Below are 16,746 nucleotides of genomic sequence, written 5' to 3' on the forward strand. Positions count from 1 at the left end.
ACGCTAGAAGACATAACTGGTTCATGCGGCATTTATCTCAAGCGTGTTATTTTCACTCGGAAATTGGCGCCAGCTTCTGACGCCAATGTTGATTCCACAGGCGGCCATCAACACGTTTTGTTTTGATCCAGTAGAAGAAGGAATGTTGGGATTCGTCATCCATCAGGCTTGGAGGAGGAAAATATGGCCCTTAACGACCAGATCTTTCAAACTCCATTGGGGAGCTTGACCAGAGCAACGACGGCGATCGCGCGTGCACGTTCAGTGAAAGAGGTCATCGAGACAATTCGCAGAACGGCGCGCTCTCTGGTTGGCTGCGACGGCATTACGGTCATCCGACGGGAAGGGGACCTTTGCCGCTATGTGGAGGAGGATGCGATCGAGCCACTCTGGAAGGGGCAGAAATTCCCCGCGATCGCATGTATCTCTGGTTGGGCAATGATCAATCGCCAGACAGTTGTTGTCCCCGATATTGCCCAGGATGACCGCATTCCAATCGAGCTCTATGCCGGCACCTTTGTCCGGGCACTCGCAATGGCTCCTGTTCGCCCGAGCGATCCTATCGGCGCGATTGGCGCCTACTGGTCGCAGGCATACACTCCCTCGCGGTGGGAGATCGAGACGCTCGAAGCACTCGCAGAAGCCGCCGCGGCAGCTATCGAGAATGTCGACTTTATCGCGTCCCTTTCGGATCAACTGGTGAACGCGAAAGGCACCGATCTGGCTGGCCGCCAACAGTTCGTCGATGATTTCGCAAGGGATATCGAATTCGTCGGCAGTATCGATGCCGTTCCGATTATCCTCGATATCGTGCTGCGCATGACTGGCATGGGGTTTGCCGCCGTGGCACGGGTTACCGAGACGAAATGGATCACCTGTCAGGCTCTGGATCACGTCGGTTTCGGCCTCAAGCCAGGCGATGAGCTGCCAGTAGAAACAACGCTCTGCAACGAAATCCGTGATCACCGCCAGCCTATCGTATTTGATGACGCCGAGGTTGACCCACGTTACCGCGACCACCATACGCCGCAGATCTACGGGCTGCGGAGCTATATCTCGATGCCGATCATATTGGCGAACGGAACGTTCTTCGGTACGCTTTGCGCAATCGACTCCAGTCCGGCCAAGGTCAACGACCCAATGGTGATTGGAACATTCAAGCTCTTTGCCGAACTGATTGCGCACCATCTCGACGCCGGCGAAAGGTTGCAGGCCGCGCAAGAATCTCTTGAACGTGAGCGGGAGCTTGCCGAGCTTCGCGAGCAGTTCATCGCGATACTTGGACACGATCTGCGCAATCCGCTCGCCGCCGTCGACGCAGGCGCAAGCCGCATGCTTCAGGAAGGATGGACCAACCGAACCCCAGCTATCCTGAAGCTCATGAAATCGAGCATATCGAGGATGGCAGGGCTGGTCGATAATCTTATGGATCTGGCCAGGGCACGGCTTGGAGGTGGAATAACCCTGACAGTTTTCCATGGTGATCTGACCGATACGCTGCAGCATGTCGTGGGCGAGCTTCAGGTGGCGCATCCGGAAAGGCATATCTCAGCGTCGTTCAATTTTTCGTCGCCGGTCGTTGCGGACCACCCTAGGATTGCGCAGATGTTTTCGAACCTGGTTTCGAACGCCGTCACGCACGGATCCGCCGACAAACCGATTGTCATCACCGGAATTACGGCTGAGGGTGCAATTGAAGTTTGCGTTTCGAATGGAGGTCGGCCGATTCCTAAAGATCGGATCGACAGACTGTTCATGCCCTTCACCGGCGCCGATGGGATGGCGCCTGCCCATGGGCTTGGTCTCGGCCTTTATATTTCGTCGCAGATCGCAAAAGCCCATGGAGGGCAGATCGATGTTTTCTCCGACGAAATCGAAACGCGTTTCACCTTCCGTATGCCGATGCTCGTGATGGATCCCTAGGCTCGACGACAACTGATGCTACGGTCCCCGCAGTGCGTATAATCATGATCCACGCCCACGGCCTTTAAGACAAGATAGACCACCACCAGGAAGATGATGGTACCGATGCAGAGCCCGCCACCGCGACGGCCGACTGGAGGCTGAGGCCTCCAGCGCGACCGGGCCGTTGCCACAAGTCTCACCCTCGTCGCGCCGGTCCTCGATATTGTCAGACTGACGACGTCCCTGCCATTTCATTTAAACCTCCGAGAATCAACGGTTGCCTGGTCGATCAACATGGGCCCGAAGCATCCCGATCAGCGCGTCATGCGCATATGGTTTCGAAATGAAGGAGACGCCGCTCGCGAGGTCAAAGGCGCCAAGTCGGACGTGCCCGGATGTTACGATAACCCGCGTCCGGGGAAACTGTGCCCGCACTCGGCTCACCAAGCCAAGGCCGTCCGTAGAGCCAGGCATGTTGACGTCGGTAAAGACTGCGTCGATCTCGTTGCTTTGAAGAATGACCAACGCCTCATCTGCGCTTCCCGCTTCCAGCACATCGAAGCCCTCTGCCTCGAGGGCGTCCACCGCCGCAAAACGAATCAGCGGCTCATCATCGACCACGAGAACCTTTTTGACAGTCGTCTCAATTGTTTGCGCCGAATTGCCTTGGCCGAGTGTCCCCCATTCCGCCACGGCTTGTGACCAGTGATCGCGGTCGCGCCCGTGCGGGCATCCTTCGCCTTGCCACAGGGCGTGAGCGCGCCTGCTGATCCAGTTGTATGCTTCCTGATCCATGTGCTGCCTCTTTTGGGAAGGCGAACGCCGCAGGCGGGAGCCGGTTCCGTTGCACAAAAAAAATCAAAAACAGCGAGCAAAGAAGTGGTGTGGCCGCTTGGTTGTTCTGGGGACAAGGGGCTTTGGAGGCGCGGCTGCAAGGCCGCGCCTTCCGCTCAAACGATCGGCGAAGACGCCTTGCCGAGCTTCACAGCGGGTTCGCGAGCCCAAACGCGCAGCTTACCGATCTCCTGCACGAAGTCCGACACGCTCTTGTCGCCCGGCAGGGCGATGGTGCCTTCGTCAAGCGCGCCAGAGATTCCCGCTTTCTCAAGCAAGGGGAGAGCCGACTGGTCGTAGCCTATGAACTTGCAATGCTGAAATGCATCAGCAACGAAGTCTCGGGCAGTGGCTTCATTGACGAGATCGTCCATGGCCTGATGTGCAGTCAGCAGTGCCACGGCATCGAAGAGCACGGACGGTCCGCCGTCGATCATGTGGTGCGCCTCCACCCAGCTTCCGTCTGAAGCCGTCACGCCTCCCACTTTTGGTGCGATGATTTCAAAGACTGCTTTCTCCGTGGTGACAGCTTTGCTAAGAGCCTTCAGAAGCTTGGCATCTACACCGTCGGTGACAAGAATACCAAGCTTGCGGCCTTCGAAGCGTTTCGGACCACGTTCCACAATGCTCAGCGCTGGCGACGGCTCGAGATCCTGACGGGTTGGGACCGCCGCCTCCGCGGGTGTGGGCATTGACTGAAAACCGAGCTTTTCCGCAACCGTTGTGGCAAGCGTATCGTCGATGTTCATCAGATGCGAAACCATCCGTTCTCGGATTGCCAGTGTCTCTACCTTGCTCAACTCGAACGTCAGAGCCATGGCAATGTGTCGCTGCTCAGGTGGCGTCTGACTGATGAAAAACTGGCGCGCCTGGCTATAGTGATCCGCAAAACTCTCTGACCGAAGCCTGACCATCGATCCCTGTTCTTCGGCTGGAAAATGGCGATAGCCCTGCAGCGGGGATTCTCGCGGACCCTGATTGAACGAGTTTGGCTGATAATTCACACGTCCAACCGGGTTACGCATGGCCATGTGGCCATCCTGCTGGAAGGTGTGGAAGGGGCACTTCGGGGCATTGATCGGCAAATGCGTGAAGTTCGGCCCGCCGAGCCGCTTGAGTTGCGTGTCGAGGTAGGAAAAATTTCGACCTTGCAGCAGGGGATCGTTGCTGAAGCCAATACCAGGAGGCACGTTCTGCGTCATGAATGCGACCTGTTCGGTCTCGGCGAAGAAATTATCGGGCATCCGGTCGAGCACCAGTCGACCAATCGGTCTGACCGGTAAAACCTCCTCAGGAATGATTTTCGTCGCATCAAGGATGTCGAAATCAAAATTATCCGCGAAATCCTGATCGAAAAGCTGGGCGCACAGTTCCCATTCGGGGAAACTGCCCGCCTGGATCGATTGCCAGAGATCGCGGCGGTGGTAGTCCGGGTCCGCCCCGTTTATCTTGACAGCCTCATTCCAGGCGACCGACTGAAGGCCGAGCTTCGGCTTCCAATGGAACTTGACGAATGTCGATTGATCATTGGCATTGATGAAACGGAACGTATGAACGCCGAACCCTTCCATGAACCGGAAGGACCTTGGGATCGCACGATCCGACATGATCCACATGATCATGTGCATGCTCTCCGGCGTGAGGCTGATGAAGTCCCAGAAATTGTCGTGAGCGGTCTGTGCCTGCGGAAATGCCCGATCTGGCTCTTGTTTGGCAGCGTGGACGAGATCCGGGAACCTGATCGCATCCTGGATGAAGAAGACAGGAATGTTGTTGCCGACGAGGTCCCAATTGCCCTCCTTCGTGTACATCTTTACCGCAAAGCCGCGGACGTCGCGCGCAAGATCAAACGAGCCCTTGTTTCCTGCAACAGTCGAAAAACGCACGAAAGCGGGGGTCTTCTCGCCGGCGCGTTGGAAAATGTCGGCGCGGGTAAGATCGGTGAGAGGCTCGTATGTTTCGAAAAAGCCATGGGCGCCATAGCCACGGGCATGCACAACGCGCTCCGGAATGCGTTCATGATCGAAATGAAAAATTTTCTCGCGAAAATGAAAGTCTTCAAGAACAGCAGGTCCGCGAGCCCCGACGCGCAGCGTATTGTGGTCATCGGCGACGGGCGACCCCTGAGCGGTAGTCAGGATATCATGACCGTCCTCCGAAAATTGATGCAGTTCACCACCGACGCCGCGGTGGATCTTCTGGTCATGAATCGTGACATTGTCGGAGACGGTGGTTTTCTTGGATGACGTTGGCGATGCCGATGGCTTCTTGGCCATGGTTCCCTCCGATTGGTGAAAGGCAAAGGAGGGCCGCTCGTCTGAACGACCTTCCCGAGTGATCGCGATTTGGATCAGGCGGCTTTCGTGCCCTTGGGGTTCGCAGACGCCTTGGCGAGCTGGGTCAGCTTCTGGTCGGTTGCTTCCTCTTCCTTGAGGCTGGTCTGCAGAAGCGGGATGGCGTTCTTGAGACCAAGCTGGCTCGCCCAAGCAATCAGGGTGCCGTAACGCGCAATTTCGTAATGTTCGACCGCCTGCGCGGAGGAGATGAGACCGGCGTCGAGAGCAGGCGATCCTTTGAACTCTTCCATGATTTCCTCGCCTTCTGCGATGATACCCTGGATCGCTTCGCAAGTCTTTCCCCGGGCAGGCTTGCCGATAATCTCGAATACCTGCTCAAGACGATCAATCTGGCCCTGCGTTTCATCGCGATGCTGCAGAAATCCTGCCCTGCCTTCTTCCGACTGCGCCGCACGGGCCATCTTAGGCAGGGCTTTCAAGATCTGCTTTTCGGCGTAGTAGATGTCCTTGAGGGTATCGAGAAAAAGATCGTCAAGGGTTTTCGTCGTTGCCATGCTGTGGTCCTTTCACTTTAATGGTAGCGCGATTAAACTTTGACCTGCGCCGATTGTTCCACATGGCACGAATCCTTTTCATGCCGGAGGCATCTTTTTGGAGCGAGGACCCGGTGCTGTAGCGCGTTCTTGCCAAGTGACGAAATTCGTCCGGCCTGCTCACACTAAGCATGAGTGGCCAGTCGTTTGGCGAGTTCCTTCGACTTCTTCGTTTCTCCGAAGAAGGTTTTCCATGCCCCGACCGGCTGCTCGCGGTTGTCGAAGGCTCTTACACGATCGAGGTAAACGCGCCGGGCATCGTTGTCAGGCCGAACCACGCTGAGGCTTCTCGACCTGGCTGGGAGCGCGTGGAGTCAAATCGAGTTGATGGTGGTAAGAAATGTTTGTGTTGTCGTCCATTTTCGCTTTGCGTGTGCCCGGTAAAAACAACAAATAGGAGAACGGAAGGTTCCCTGGATAACTCGATCAATCGGGCAACGAATTGAGCGCGATCTGGCTTTGCGTCCTTACTCAAACCGGATCACGTCACGAAAATAAATTGTCTCCACCCGGTTGCCAGCGTGGTCCGCGATTTCGAAGCGCATGCCGTCGATCTTGCGATCCTCGAGAACAAGTTCGGCGACCATTTCTCTCGCAGCACGGTTTGCTTCCCGTCTCGCATCGTCCAATGTTGGTAAGTCTAAGCCTTGCTGATCGAGATCAATTCCGTCGTCGGAGCAAAGGTTGAAGTAATACAGCATCTTGGACCTCCACCTAGAGCAGGAAACCCCCAAACTCTGGTCGTTGTTCCGACCGTTCAGTCAGCGAGTGGAAGAAAGCGCCTCGATCGCAACTCGGGAAGATGGGGTCCGGCTGCAGCGGGTGTCTTTTCCTCTCATAGATCGCTTCCACTGCGCTGGTCACGATTCTCGGCTCAAGGTCCTCAGACGTCAGTTCATCGGTATTGCGGTAATTCTTGCGTTCGGTCACGAGGACTTACTCGGGGTTGGAGAATTGGGGCGGCGGAATGGGATCCATGGTCTCCGCCCGGACTGTCTCGGGATCCGTGTCGGTTACGCCATCATCGGTTTCGAGCATTTTATCCTGACGGGCGGCTTGCGCTGCTTATAACGATTGATGTCGGGAAGCTCGTCGCCTTGGGTATCCTCGTTCAACGACTTCGGTGGAAGCTTGGCAGAATCGGGATTGGCTTGTCTGTCATGGCTCGGGCTCCGTTTCCGGAGGCAAACTCAGAACCATTGCACGAGTTCCAGTTGAAGACTCGAGCTCAATCGCGCCTTTCGAAACCGAATCGGCTCACAGTTCGTCATTGAGAAGTTGGGCCGGATGCCTTGCGCGATGCGCCCGCGGTGGCCGCCATTCGAAGTTTTCGCAGTCGTGCGGTCTTTCCTCGCACTGGCGCCGCTCCTGTTCCGCTGTTCCATGACAAACCTGTTTGTACCTTCGAACGCATGCGTGCGTTTCTACACGGTAAGGGTTCTTCTGATCCTGCTTACCATTTCAATCATCTTTTTATGAGGATATCTAAATATATGATGGTAGGAAGCCGTGGCTTTTACGTGTTCGACTTTAAGCCGGCAGAGGCTTCTTGAACGATCGCCGATGCAGTTCCCAGCGCGGCTGAGAGTTCGAAGATATGGCGCCTTCATTTGTCTATCAGCAACACCGGAATGCCGGTGTCCGTAAAATGGATCGAAGATCGTCGGGGCTGCAAGATGGGGGCCAAGTCGCCGCGCCTATCTTCTGCCCAAATGTGGCGTTGTAGTCCGGCTTTCCGGCGCCTGCGTCGCACTTGAGGTTCAAGGAAGTAGATGATCCGAAAAAAAACGACCAAATGGGTTGCCCTTGTCAGTGCGATGGCTCTTGCTTCCGCTGTGGGAGACCTCCGTGCAGAGCCTCAGCCCGTCCTGTCGAAAGAAGTCATTTCGACCATTCCGTACACCGTCCCAGCGCGCCGTCCGGCCCACATTTCCCCGCGTAACGGCGCCGGCCCACTCACGACGCTGTTTGCCGTCGGGAACAATCAAGCGAGGGTTCTGCAGGAGATGGGCGGCCTTTCGAAAGATATGAATAGCGACATAGCCGATGCTGTCGAGGCCTATTACAGCGACCAAAAAGCGAAACTGATCTGGGTTGACGGCAGGGGTCCGAACGCAAAAGCCGCTCAGGCAATCAGCCTGTTGAAGCAGGCTGGCGATTGGGGACTAAATCCGGCCGACTATGAGGTTGCCTTGTCATTTCAAGGCGCCCCCAGGAATTCCTCAGACTATGCCAGATCGGTAGCCCTGTTTGAAGCATCCCTGTCAGAGAAGCTTCTGATGTTCCTTCAGGACAATTTTCGCGGTCGGATCGATCCGAACAAATTGTCCAACTACTACGACTTCAAACGCAAACAGGTCGATCTCAGGGCTACCCTCTATCAGCTGTCCAAGACGCCCGACCTGATGGGGATTTTTGACCGCTTGATGCCGAGCAACCCAAAATTCGCTCAGCTTGCCGCTGAACTTCACTGGCTACGCACATCGGGAGAAGGCGATGCATCCGCGAGCGTCAACAAGGTCATCGTGGCAATGGAGGAAATGCGATGGCTCCCGCAGGAATTTCCCGAAAAGTACGTATTCATCAACCAGCCTGCTTACATGGCCTACTATTACGACCGAGGCGAATTGGCACTGTCAATGAAAGCGGTCATCGGCCAACAAGACCACCAGACAAACTTCTTCGATGCCACGATAAAGACCGTGCAATTCAATCCTGATTGGGGTGTCCCGCAATCTATCATTCGAAATGAAATGCTGCCGCACTTGAAGCGCGACCCGTCCTATCTGGACCGAGAGGGCTATAAGGTAGCCGTGAAGGGGAAGGAGATGTCTTCTGCAAAGGTCGACTGGGCCCAACCGCTGGAGAACATCTCGGTTGTCCAGCCACCAGGGCCGGACAATGCTCTTGGCCAACTCAAGATCCTTTTCCCCAATCCTCATGACATCTACATGCATGACACGCCGGCACGAGGAAAGTTTGCGTCGCAGGATCGCATGTTCAGTCATGGGTGCGTTCGACTGGAAAATCCTCGCGCCATGGCCGCCGCCGTCCTGCAGACCTCCGTGGAATTTGTTGATCAGGAAATTGCCGGCGGCGAGAAGAAAGACATGCCGGTGCCTGAGGAAATTCCTGTCTATGTTTCCTATTTCACGGCATGGCCGACCGCCGACGGCGTCATTCACTACTTCGATGACATTTATGGTCGCGATGCGCAGACGTTGGCTGCGATTGCCGCAACAAGCGCCAGTCGTGCTCAGCCGTAAGAGAAGGACTACAGCAGCTGGACTAGATGGTTCTGCGATCGAGACAGCGCACCGCTCGCTGTTCCCTGCACACCCTTCCTTGGGCTGCCTGCGATATTGCAGCAATCATAGCGTGTGCTGCTTGTGGCCAAGCGCCTTGCCGGGGTTGTAATGGTTGCTCGGGGCCTGTACCACATCGAACAAAACTGATTTTTCGGCTTGCTGGGCACTTCCCGAACGGAATGTTCCGACTACATAAGTCGCGAAAAACGACTGTGGTTTCAATGATAGCTGACGATTTTGATTTTCTTGCTCATGGTGGCGAGCTTGCCAACCTGATCCGTAATTTCGAGTGGGAAAAGACGTCGCTAGGACCGCCGTCGGGCTGGCCGCAAGCCGTCAAGGTGACTACGAGTACCATTCTTCAATCCCCCGTTCCCATTGTCACTCTGTGGGGAACTGACGGGATCATGATTTACAACGACGCCTATTCCGTGTTTGCGGGAGGCCGCCATCCCCAGTTGCTCGGCTCCAAGGTGCGTGAGGGCTGGGCCGAGATTGCCGACTTCAACGATAATGTCATGAATGTCGGGCTGGCCGGCGGAACTCTTGCCTATCAGGACCAGGAACTGACGCTACACAGGCAGGGGAGGCCGGAACAGGTCTTCATGAATCTCGACTACTCGCCGATCATGGACGAGGACGGCAGGCCGTGCGGGGTCATGGCGATTGTTGTGGAGACGACGGCGAAAGTCATGGCCGAGCGGTGGCGCCACGGCGAGCAGGACCGGTTGCGGCGGATGTTCGAGCAGGCCCCCGGCTTCATCGCGATGATGCGGGGTCCAGAGCACGTGTTCGAGTTAACCAACGCTGCCTACCAGCAACTGGTTGGGCACCGCGACATTGTCGGAAAGACGGCCAGGGATGCGCTCCCTGATCTCAGGGGGCAGGGGTATTTCGAGCTCCTCGACAAGGTCTACCAAACAGGCGTTGCCTATGAGGGGCAGGCTCTGGCCGTTGATTTTCAACCGTCCGCTCAATCGAACGTCGAACGGAAATATGTTGACCTCGTCTACCAGCCTGTACTCGATGCTGACGGAGCGATCGTCGGGATCTTCGCTCAGGGTACCGACGTGACCGACCGCGTGACTGCGGAAGAAGCCTTACGCGCGAGCGAGCGGCAGTCTCGCCAGATTCTGGACGGAGCGATCGATTATGCAATTCTCGCATTGGATTTGAATGGTCGGATTCTTCGCTGGAACGAAGGCGCAAGGCGGATTTTCGGTTGGACGGAAGAGGAGACTGTTGCAGTCCACTGGGACATGTTGTTCACGCCGGAAGACCGAGACGCAGGCAAGGCGCGTGAGGCCATGGACGCCGCGCTCAAAGATGGTAGCGCCCATCATGATCGATGGCACGTTCGAAAATCCGGCGAACGTTTCTGGGCGAATGGCGAGATCAGTGTTATTCGCGACGAGCAAGGCCGGCCTGTGGGTCTCGTCAAAGTCTTGCGTGACAGGACAGAGGAACACCTGGCGGCTCAGGCTCTGAAGGATACGGAAGCGGGATTGAGACGTGCGCAGGAAGCTGGAGGCGTCGGCGTTTTCTCGCTCGACCTCATCACAAATGTGCTCAGTGCGACGCCGGAATTCTGCAAGATTTACGGATTGCCCGAAGACAAGGATGTCTCGATCGAGCAGGTTGAAAAGCTTGTTCTCGAGGAAGACCGGGAAACAGCGTCCAATGAGAGGACACGCAGTGTCGGAGACTCTCCCTTGAACGTCGAGTACCGCATTCGTCGCGCAGACACCGGACAGAAGCGGTTCATTGCCCGGCGCGGCGAATTTGAACGAAATGCGGACGGCGTGCCAGTCCGTTTCGTGGGGGTCGTGCAGGATGTTACAGATCGGCGAAAGGCTCAGCGCGACCTGAGGGAAAGTGAAGCCAGGTTCAGGGCGCTTGCCCAAGCCATTCCGAACCACGTGTGGACGGCAAGACCCGATGGCCAGCTCGATTGGTTCAATGAACGGGTCTACGAATATGCCGGAACTTTGCAGGGGGATCTGGACAACGACCAGTGGACGAAGATCGTCCACCCCGAGGATCTTCCTGGTGTCCTGAGTGTCTGGCAGGCCTCGCTCAAATCGGGGCAGCCATACGAAACCGAATTCCGTTTGCGCCGGGCTGACGGAAACTATCGCTGGCACATTGTCCGCGCCGTCCCAACAAGTGATGAGGAGGGACGGGTCGTCCGCTGGATCGGAACCAATACGGATATCGAGGAACAGCGTGAGACACGCGCAAAGCTGGAGGCACTCAATGAGACGCTCGAGCAACGTGTCGCTGAGCGTACCGCAGACAGGGATCGGATGTGGCGCCTGTCCACCGATATCATGCTCGTCGCTGATTTCGATGCAAGGATAACGGCGGTCAACCCCGCCTGGAAGACGATCTTCGCCTGGGACGAGCAAGACCTTGTAGGCATACCCTTCGTGGATCTGGTTCACCCGGATGACCGGGCGGGGACGCTCAAAGAGGTCGCAAGGCTGGGCAAAGGTGCAACCACGTTTTCCTTCGAGAACCGGTATCGGGCACGGGATGGCAGCTACCGTATCATTTCGTGGACCGCGGTGCCGGACGAGACCTTCATTCATGCCGTCGGACGCGACGTAACGGACGAGCGGGAAGCCGCCGCAGCTCTCAGAAAAACCGAGCTCGCGCTTCAGCAGGCGCAAAAAATGGAAGCGATCGGAAACCTGACGGGAGGTGTTGCACACGACTTCAACAACCTTCTCCAGATCGTGGGAGGAAACCTGCAGCTGCTTGCCAAGGACACAGCCGGAAACGACAAGGCGCAAACCAAGATTGCGAACGCACTGGCCGGGGTTGACCGAGGGTCCAAGCTCGCGTCGCAGCTTCTGGCCTTCGGACGCCGGCAGGCCCTCGATCCTCGGGTCGTCAACGTCGGACGGCTTATTCGTGCGATGGACGAAATGCTTCGTCGAACGATTGGAGAGGGGATAGAAGTCGAGACGATTATTTCCGGAGGACTTTGGAATACGCTCATTGATCCCATGCAGATCGAGAACGCTGTCCTCAATCTTGCTATCAATGCCCGTGACGCCATGGATGGCTTCGGAAAGCTGACGATTGAGGCGGGGAATACTTTCATTGACGACATTTATGCGAGACAGCACCAGGATGTAGAGCCCGGGCAATATGTTTCCTTGTCTGTCACCGATACGGGCACCGGAATGTCGCCCGAACTGGTCGAGAAGGTGTTTGAGCCGTTTTTCTCGACGAAGCCGGAAGGAAAAGGAACAGGCCTCGGGCTCTCCATGGTCTACGGTTTCGTCAGGCAGACAGGCGGTCACGTCAAGATCTATAGCGAACCTGGTCATGGGACCACGGTAAAGATCTATCTGCCCCGTTCAATGCAGCAGGAGGATCTTGAGGTCGGAAATATGGATCTGCCAGTTGAAGGCGGCCCTGAAACCATTCTCGTCGCCGAGGACGACGAAGGCGTGCGTATGACGGTTGTCGAGATGCTGCAGGATCTCGGCTATCGAGTCCTCAAGGCTCCTGACGCTGCTGCCGCGCTGTCCATCATCGAAAGTGGCGTTCATATCGATATGTTGTTTACAGACGTCGTCATGCCGGGGCCATTGAAAAGCAGCGAAATGGCACGCAAGGCGAAGGAGCGGTTGTCACATCTCGCAGTGCTGTTTACGTCAGGCTATACCGAGAATTCCATTGTCCATGGCGGCCGCCTGGATCCCGGCGTGCAACTTTTATCAAAACCCTACACCCGCGAAGCACTTGCCCGGAAGATCCGTCACGTCCTCAACAACGAAAAGCAGGCGAGGGCAGCGCTGGAGCGAAAGATCCCCGTCGAATCGGCGCAACTCGAACCCAAAGCTCGCACCGAGGAACGGCCAAGGCGTGTACTCCTTGTTGAAGACGAGATGCTCATACAGATGGCCGCGGCTGACATGCTCACGGAACTTGGCTGCGAGGTGTTGGAAGCGGGGTCGGCCGAAGAGGCTTTGGCGCTGCTCGAAAAAAGCGTTCCGGACATACTGGTAACCGATCTTGGGCTGCCCGGGATGTCAGGACACGACTTTTGCAGGGAGGTGCGCAAGCGTTGGCCGGGCCTCGGCATTGTCTTTGCAACAGGATCCAATCGCACTCCCGAAATGGAGGACGCGTCCAGAACCGCCCTACTTCTGAAGCCTTACAGGACAGAAGACCTCGAAAAGGCCTTGAGCCTGGCCGGTTGAGCCGCTTCGGTAGGATCGACCGGCGACGGGTCGGATAGGGAAATACGGTATGCCTGTTCGATCAGCGCGTCGCGCGATCGCCAAATATTGGAAAAGGCCGGTGCGCTTGCCCGGCCTTTCTACTTTCATGTGCAACCAACAGGTCAGGGATCGAAGCCGATGTCACGTTTGAGCCAGCGAGAAAGATCCGGTACTGTTGCCAGCTTTCTGCCCGGCCGTCGCATCAGGACGGCGACGCACCCGACGATGCGCAGTTTGAATTTCGATCGGTGCCTTTTAGTGGAGAGCGGTGATTGGGCGCTCAGCAAAGCAATTCTTTTCATGGTGATTTCGCGGCCAATGCGCCGCGCCTTCTTCCAATGATGGGAAAGCAGCCGCGCCGTATCCAAAACTGAAATGGCCGCGCTGCGTGAAGACGCCAGACCGCGAAAGAAAATGATTGGTGACGGGCTAGCCGGACCTGGGCCGGAACGTCACTTCGATCTCAGACAACGGTGGCGTAAGGGACAAAAAGTCTGCCATTGCACGCCTCCTTCTCCGGTTCGAACGTGGCGAAAACATAATCGAAGCAGAGCCTTCACGCAAGCAGGGCGCGAACAAAAAGCCCGACGTCACGTCGGGCTCTCTGGATGCGGCAATCATCTGAAGTTCAATCTTTGCGGAAACCCTGGCTCTGTCCGCCTTGGGATGCCCGGAGCCATCCTGGGACTGCGACGCCGACCTCGTTCCCTCGAAATTAGATCGTTGGCAAGAGGCAGCTTCGTCGCTTCTTTTATCATGTCCTCAAGCAACCGGCTGCCCGGGTCAACTGAGACAATGCCGATCTTGAACGATTGCTATGGAGGTGACAGCAATCCAGTCAGGATTGTCGAACGACTGCCACACCGGTCGAATGTCGCTGATCGAACGAGCCGTCCAGGCCCCAGTTCAAGGGGTGTCGAGTTACGATGCATTCGAGACCCAGTCCAGCAAGCTTGCACTCTACAGGTGGCTGATCCACAGGCGAGCTTGGCAAGCGCGCAGGTCTATGGCGCGGCGGGCGGTGGCGGCCAGTCCTGGTCACCGGGTGCTGAGCCGCTGAAGATTTTCCAACGCACTCACCACAAGTCAGCAGGCTTGAAACGAGATTTCGGCTGCACTCCGTCCGTCCCCTGGCGTACAGAGCTAATGCCAAGGGGAACTGTTTCTGTAATCACGCGTTTGTGATGGGCCGGCAACAGCGAGACCTCCATGAGCGAACACGAAGCGTCAAAAATCTTTTCGAAATTCTCCACTGTTATTTCTGAGGTTTCCGGCAAGCCGGCCACTTTCGTTGCGGCGGTGTTCTTGGTCGTTGTGTGGGCCGCATCTGGACCACTCTTCGGCTTCTCTGAGAATTGGCAGCTTGTCATCAACACTGGTACCACGATCATCACATTCCTCATGGTGTTTGTTCTGCAGAACTCGCAGAACCGCGATGGTAAAGCCCTGCAAGCCAAGCTTGACGAACTGATCCTGACATCTCAGGCGCAGAATAAATTTGTCGGGATCGAGAAACTCGACGAGCAGGAACTACGCGAATTGAGCCGGACCCTTTCCGAACGAGCGGAATGCGTAGAAGACAAGGCAACCGACAAAGCGCAAGAACGCAAGCTTGATCAAACGCAACTTTGATTTTTTTGACCGACATGCAAGATCGAAGCTCGGAGGATGGCTCCCAGACGGTCTGTCAAACAGGATCGGGAGATCGGAGCGAACATGTTCGGGGCCGCTTTGGCTTGCATTTGCGTAGCCCTTGGGAACCACTTCTTTGCACAGGCATTTCTATCGTCAGCCGTTCCGGCATCGCTTTCTCCAAAGTGAGCGGATTTCTCCCAGTCCGCCGGAACGGCGATTGACCGATCTCGCACCACGGCAGTCTGCTGCAGGCAGTGCCGTGAGCGCAGATCTGCTGAGGATTGTCGTCGTGCCGGAACCAGCTGTCTTTTCGAAGGTTAACGTTTCCATGGCCACCCAAGACACGTCGCAGGCCCCCGGAACAGCCACCGAGATCGATCTCAGGCTTGGGAAAAGCCGCATGGCAAATGCCATCCGGATTTTCGATTGGTCGCATTCCAATTTGGGCCCTCCGGGCACTTGGCCGCATTCCTTGGTCGTCAGCCTGCGGTTGGTGCTCAATACGACGCAGCCGATCTGCTTGTGGTGGGGACCCGACCTGATCAATTTCCACAATGACGCTTATGTGCCAATGCTCGGAGCGAGAGCCGCCGGCGCGCTCGGCCAGCCTGCGCAGAAATTGTGGCCGGATGTCTGGGGCGACGTCCGCCCTTTGGTCCAAGAAGCACTCGCCGGACGTTCTGTCCGCAGGGAGGAGCTGCCATTGCTTATGACGCGCAATGGCTATGAAGAGCCAACCAACTGGAGCTTTTCATACTCCCCGGTCTTCGATGACGACGGAACCGTCGCAGGACTAATGAATATCGTGGTTGAGGCGACGGAGCATGTCCTTCTACGTCAGCGGCTGAGGCAGGCGCTGGAGGAGGCGCAGGAGCATATCCGCATCCAGAGCGAGCTCGAGCATCGCCAGCGTGAGCTGCAGTCCGAACTTACGCACCGCATGAAAAACACGATCGCAATAACGCAGGCTGTTGTCTCCCAGACGCTTAGAACCGCATCGTCTACACAGGAGGCGAGCGAAACGATTAGCGGTCGCCTCATTGCAATGGCAAGGGCTCAGGACCTCCTGCTACAGGGCAGCGCCTCCAGAATGGGCATTCGTTCTATTATCGACCGTGCTCTCGACGGTCATGCAGATGGTGATGGCAGATTTTCCATAGAGGGACCGGATCTCTTGCTGGAAGAGCAGCGCGCCCTTGGACTTTCGCTTGCCATACATGAGCTCGCAACAAACGCAGCCAAATACGGGGCGCTGTCTTCTGACAAGGGCGTTGTCCATATGCAATGGGCATTGGAAGGCAGCCGTTTCAGGTTTGAATGGAAGGAAAAGGATGGACCACCACCGGCACCTCGCGAGCGAACCGGGTTTGGGTCGCGACTGACCGAAAGGATCGTTGCCTCTTATTTCAAGGGGACCGGACAAACCCTATTCGAGCCAGATGGTATTCGCTTCGTTCTCGATGGATTTCTCGACAACGTGGAGAGCAATACGCATGCTTTTCACGCGCTCTAGAATAGGTACCAGGCCAGAATGACCGCAGCTATTTCGCTTCTAGTCGTTGAGGACGAGCCCCTCCTACGGCTTGACATTGTTGATTTCCTAACGGACGAGGGCTTCATCGTCTGGGAGGCAGATAATGCAGCCAAGGCGATGGATACCCTCGTTCGCCATCAAGAAATCAGACTTGTCCTAACCGATGTTGACATGCCTGGCGCAATGGATGGCATCAAGCTTGCCACCTACGTCAGGGATCTGTGGCCGCCTCTGAAAATTATCGTCGTTTCAGGCTACCGCACGGTCCACAGAGATGAGATCCCTCCAGAAAGCCGTTTTCTGAGCAAGCCCTACGACCCGCGACGTATTGTCAGGACAATCCATGAAATGCTGACTTAGAGCACTGGTTTCCTTTGCAAAAAGGGTGTGGTTCGATGTTTC

At 56.4% G+C, this 16,746-nt stretch carries 12 protein-coding genes; 6 read left to right on the top strand and 6 right to left on the bottom strand.

The features are described from left to right. The first annotated feature begins 183 nt into the window (after window positions 1-183). Window positions 184-1,923 carry a GAF domain-containing protein gene (locus tag FHX16_RS20205; RefSeq protein WP_259129969.1) on the top strand — a complete coding sequence of 580 codons (1,740 nt, stop codon included), beginning with the start codon at window positions 184-186 and terminating at the stop codon, window positions 1,921-1,923. 252 nt (window positions 1,924-2,175) lie between these two features. Here the strand turns inward: FHX16_RS20205 and FHX16_RS20215 are convergent, their stop codons facing one another. The 5 genes from FHX16_RS20215 to FHX16_RS20235 form a co-directional block, all read right to left on the bottom strand. Continuing rightward, window positions 2,176-2,700, bottom strand: coding sequence for a DUF2934 domain-containing protein (locus tag FHX16_RS20215; RefSeq protein WP_183756676.1), 525 nt, complete (start codon window positions 2,698-2,700; stop codon window positions 2,176-2,178). 155 nt (window positions 2,701-2,855) lie between these two features. After that, window positions 2,856-5,015: a catalase C gene (catE, locus tag FHX16_RS20220; RefSeq protein ID WP_259129972.1), complete on the bottom strand. Its 2,160-nt coding sequence runs from the start codon at window positions 5,013-5,015 to the stop codon at window positions 2,856-2,858. A 74-nt stretch (window positions 5,016-5,089) separates the two neighbouring features. Next, a complete protein-coding gene (locus FHX16_RS20225; protein WP_183756678.1) occupies window positions 5,090-5,590 on the bottom strand; it encodes a ferritin-like domain-containing protein in 501 nt (166 codons plus the stop codon). Window positions 5,591-5,754: 164 nt separating this feature from the next. Then, a complete protein-coding gene (locus tag FHX16_RS20230; protein ID WP_259129976.1) occupies window positions 5,755-5,907 on the bottom strand; it encodes a hypothetical protein in 153 nt (50 codons plus the stop codon). Between the two features lie 189 nt (window positions 5,908-6,096). Beyond that, window positions 6,097-6,330: a DUF6894 family protein gene (locus FHX16_RS20235; protein WP_183756679.1), complete on the bottom strand. Its 234-nt coding sequence runs from the start codon at window positions 6,328-6,330 to the stop codon at window positions 6,097-6,099. Between the two features lie 1,071 nt (window positions 6,331-7,401). On the opposite strand from FHX16_RS20235, the gene FHX16_RS20240 reads away from it, so the two are divergent. Both FHX16_RS20240 and FHX16_RS20245 read left to right on the top strand, forming a co-directional pair. Then, complete coding sequence (locus tag FHX16_RS20240; protein ID WP_259129981.1) at window positions 7,402-8,895, top strand: murein L,D-transpeptidase; 1,494 nt, start codon at window positions 7,402-7,404, stop codon at window positions 8,893-8,895. 263 nt (window positions 8,896-9,158) lie between these two features. Beyond that, window positions 9,159-13,154 (top strand): PAS domain S-box protein, encoded by a 3,996-nt coding sequence (locus FHX16_RS20245; protein WP_259129983.1) that lies wholly within the window; start codon window positions 9,159-9,161, stop codon window positions 13,152-13,154. Window positions 13,155-13,297: 143 nt separating this feature from the next. Here FHX16_RS20245 and FHX16_RS20250 read toward each other — a convergent pair whose 3' ends face one another. Beyond that, window positions 13,298-13,543 (bottom strand): hypothetical protein, encoded by a 246-nt coding sequence (locus tag FHX16_RS20250; protein ID WP_183756683.1) that lies wholly within the window; start codon window positions 13,541-13,543, stop codon window positions 13,298-13,300. A gap of 841 nt (window positions 13,544-14,384) precedes the next feature. Here FHX16_RS20250 and FHX16_RS20255 point away from each other — a divergent pair. The 3 genes from FHX16_RS20255 to FHX16_RS20265 all read left to right on the top strand — a co-directional run bounded on the left by FHX16_RS20255 (window position 14,385) and on the right by FHX16_RS20265 (window position 16,704). Further along, on the top strand, window positions 14,385-14,807 hold the full coding sequence (locus tag FHX16_RS20255) for a low affinity iron permease family protein (protein ID WP_259129988.1): 423 nt from the start codon (window positions 14,385-14,387) through the stop codon (window positions 14,805-14,807). A 220-nt stretch (window positions 14,808-15,027) separates the two neighbouring features. Then, window positions 15,028-16,323: a sensor histidine kinase gene (locus tag FHX16_RS20260; protein WP_259129990.1), complete on the top strand. Its 1,296-nt coding sequence runs from the start codon at window positions 15,028-15,030 to the stop codon at window positions 16,321-16,323. An 18-nt stretch (window positions 16,324-16,341) separates the two neighbouring features. Further along, window positions 16,342-16,704 (top strand): response regulator, encoded by a 363-nt coding sequence (locus tag FHX16_RS20265; RefSeq protein WP_259129993.1) that lies wholly within the window; start codon window positions 16,342-16,344, stop codon window positions 16,702-16,704. Window positions 16,705-16,746: the final 42 nt, after the last annotated feature.

Source organism: Rhizobium sp. BK661, assembly GCF_024808825.1.
Lineage (GTDB): Bacteria > Pseudomonadota > Alphaproteobacteria > Rhizobiales > Rhizobiaceae > Rhizobium.

What these genes read in the sequence shown, in the direction of transcription:
- FHX16_RS20205 (WP_259129969.1), top strand. Translation starts at nt 184, where the DNA reads ATGGCCCTTAACGACCAGATCTTTCAAACTCCATTGGGGAGCTTGACC.
- FHX16_RS20215 (WP_183756676.1), bottom strand. Translation starts at nt 2,700, where the DNA reads ATGGATCAGGAAGCATACAACTGGATCAGCAGGCGCGCTCACGCCCTG.
- catE (WP_259129972.1), bottom strand. Translation starts at nt 5,015, where the DNA reads ATGGCCAAGAAGCCATCGGCATCGCCAACGTCATCCAAGAAAACCACC.
- FHX16_RS20225 (WP_183756678.1), bottom strand. Translation starts at nt 5,590, where the DNA reads ATGGCAACGACGAAAACCCTTGACGATCTTTTTCTCGATACCCTCAAG.
- FHX16_RS20235 (WP_183756679.1), bottom strand. Translation starts at nt 6,330, where the DNA reads ATGCTGTATTACTTCAACCTTTGCTCCGACGACGGAATTGATCTCGAT.
- FHX16_RS20240 (WP_259129981.1), top strand. Translation starts at nt 7,402, where the DNA reads ATGATCCGAAAAAAAACGACCAAATGGGTTGCCCTTGTCAGTGCGATG.
- FHX16_RS20245 (WP_259129983.1), top strand. Translation starts at nt 9,159, where the DNA reads ATGATAGCTGACGATTTTGATTTTCTTGCTCATGGTGGCGAGCTTGCC.
- FHX16_RS20255 (WP_259129988.1), top strand. Translation starts at nt 14,385, where the DNA reads ATGAGCGAACACGAAGCGTCAAAAATCTTTTCGAAATTCTCCACTGTT.
- FHX16_RS20265 (WP_259129993.1), top strand. Translation starts at nt 16,342, where the DNA reads ATGACCGCAGCTATTTCGCTTCTAGTCGTTGAGGACGAGCCCCTCCTA.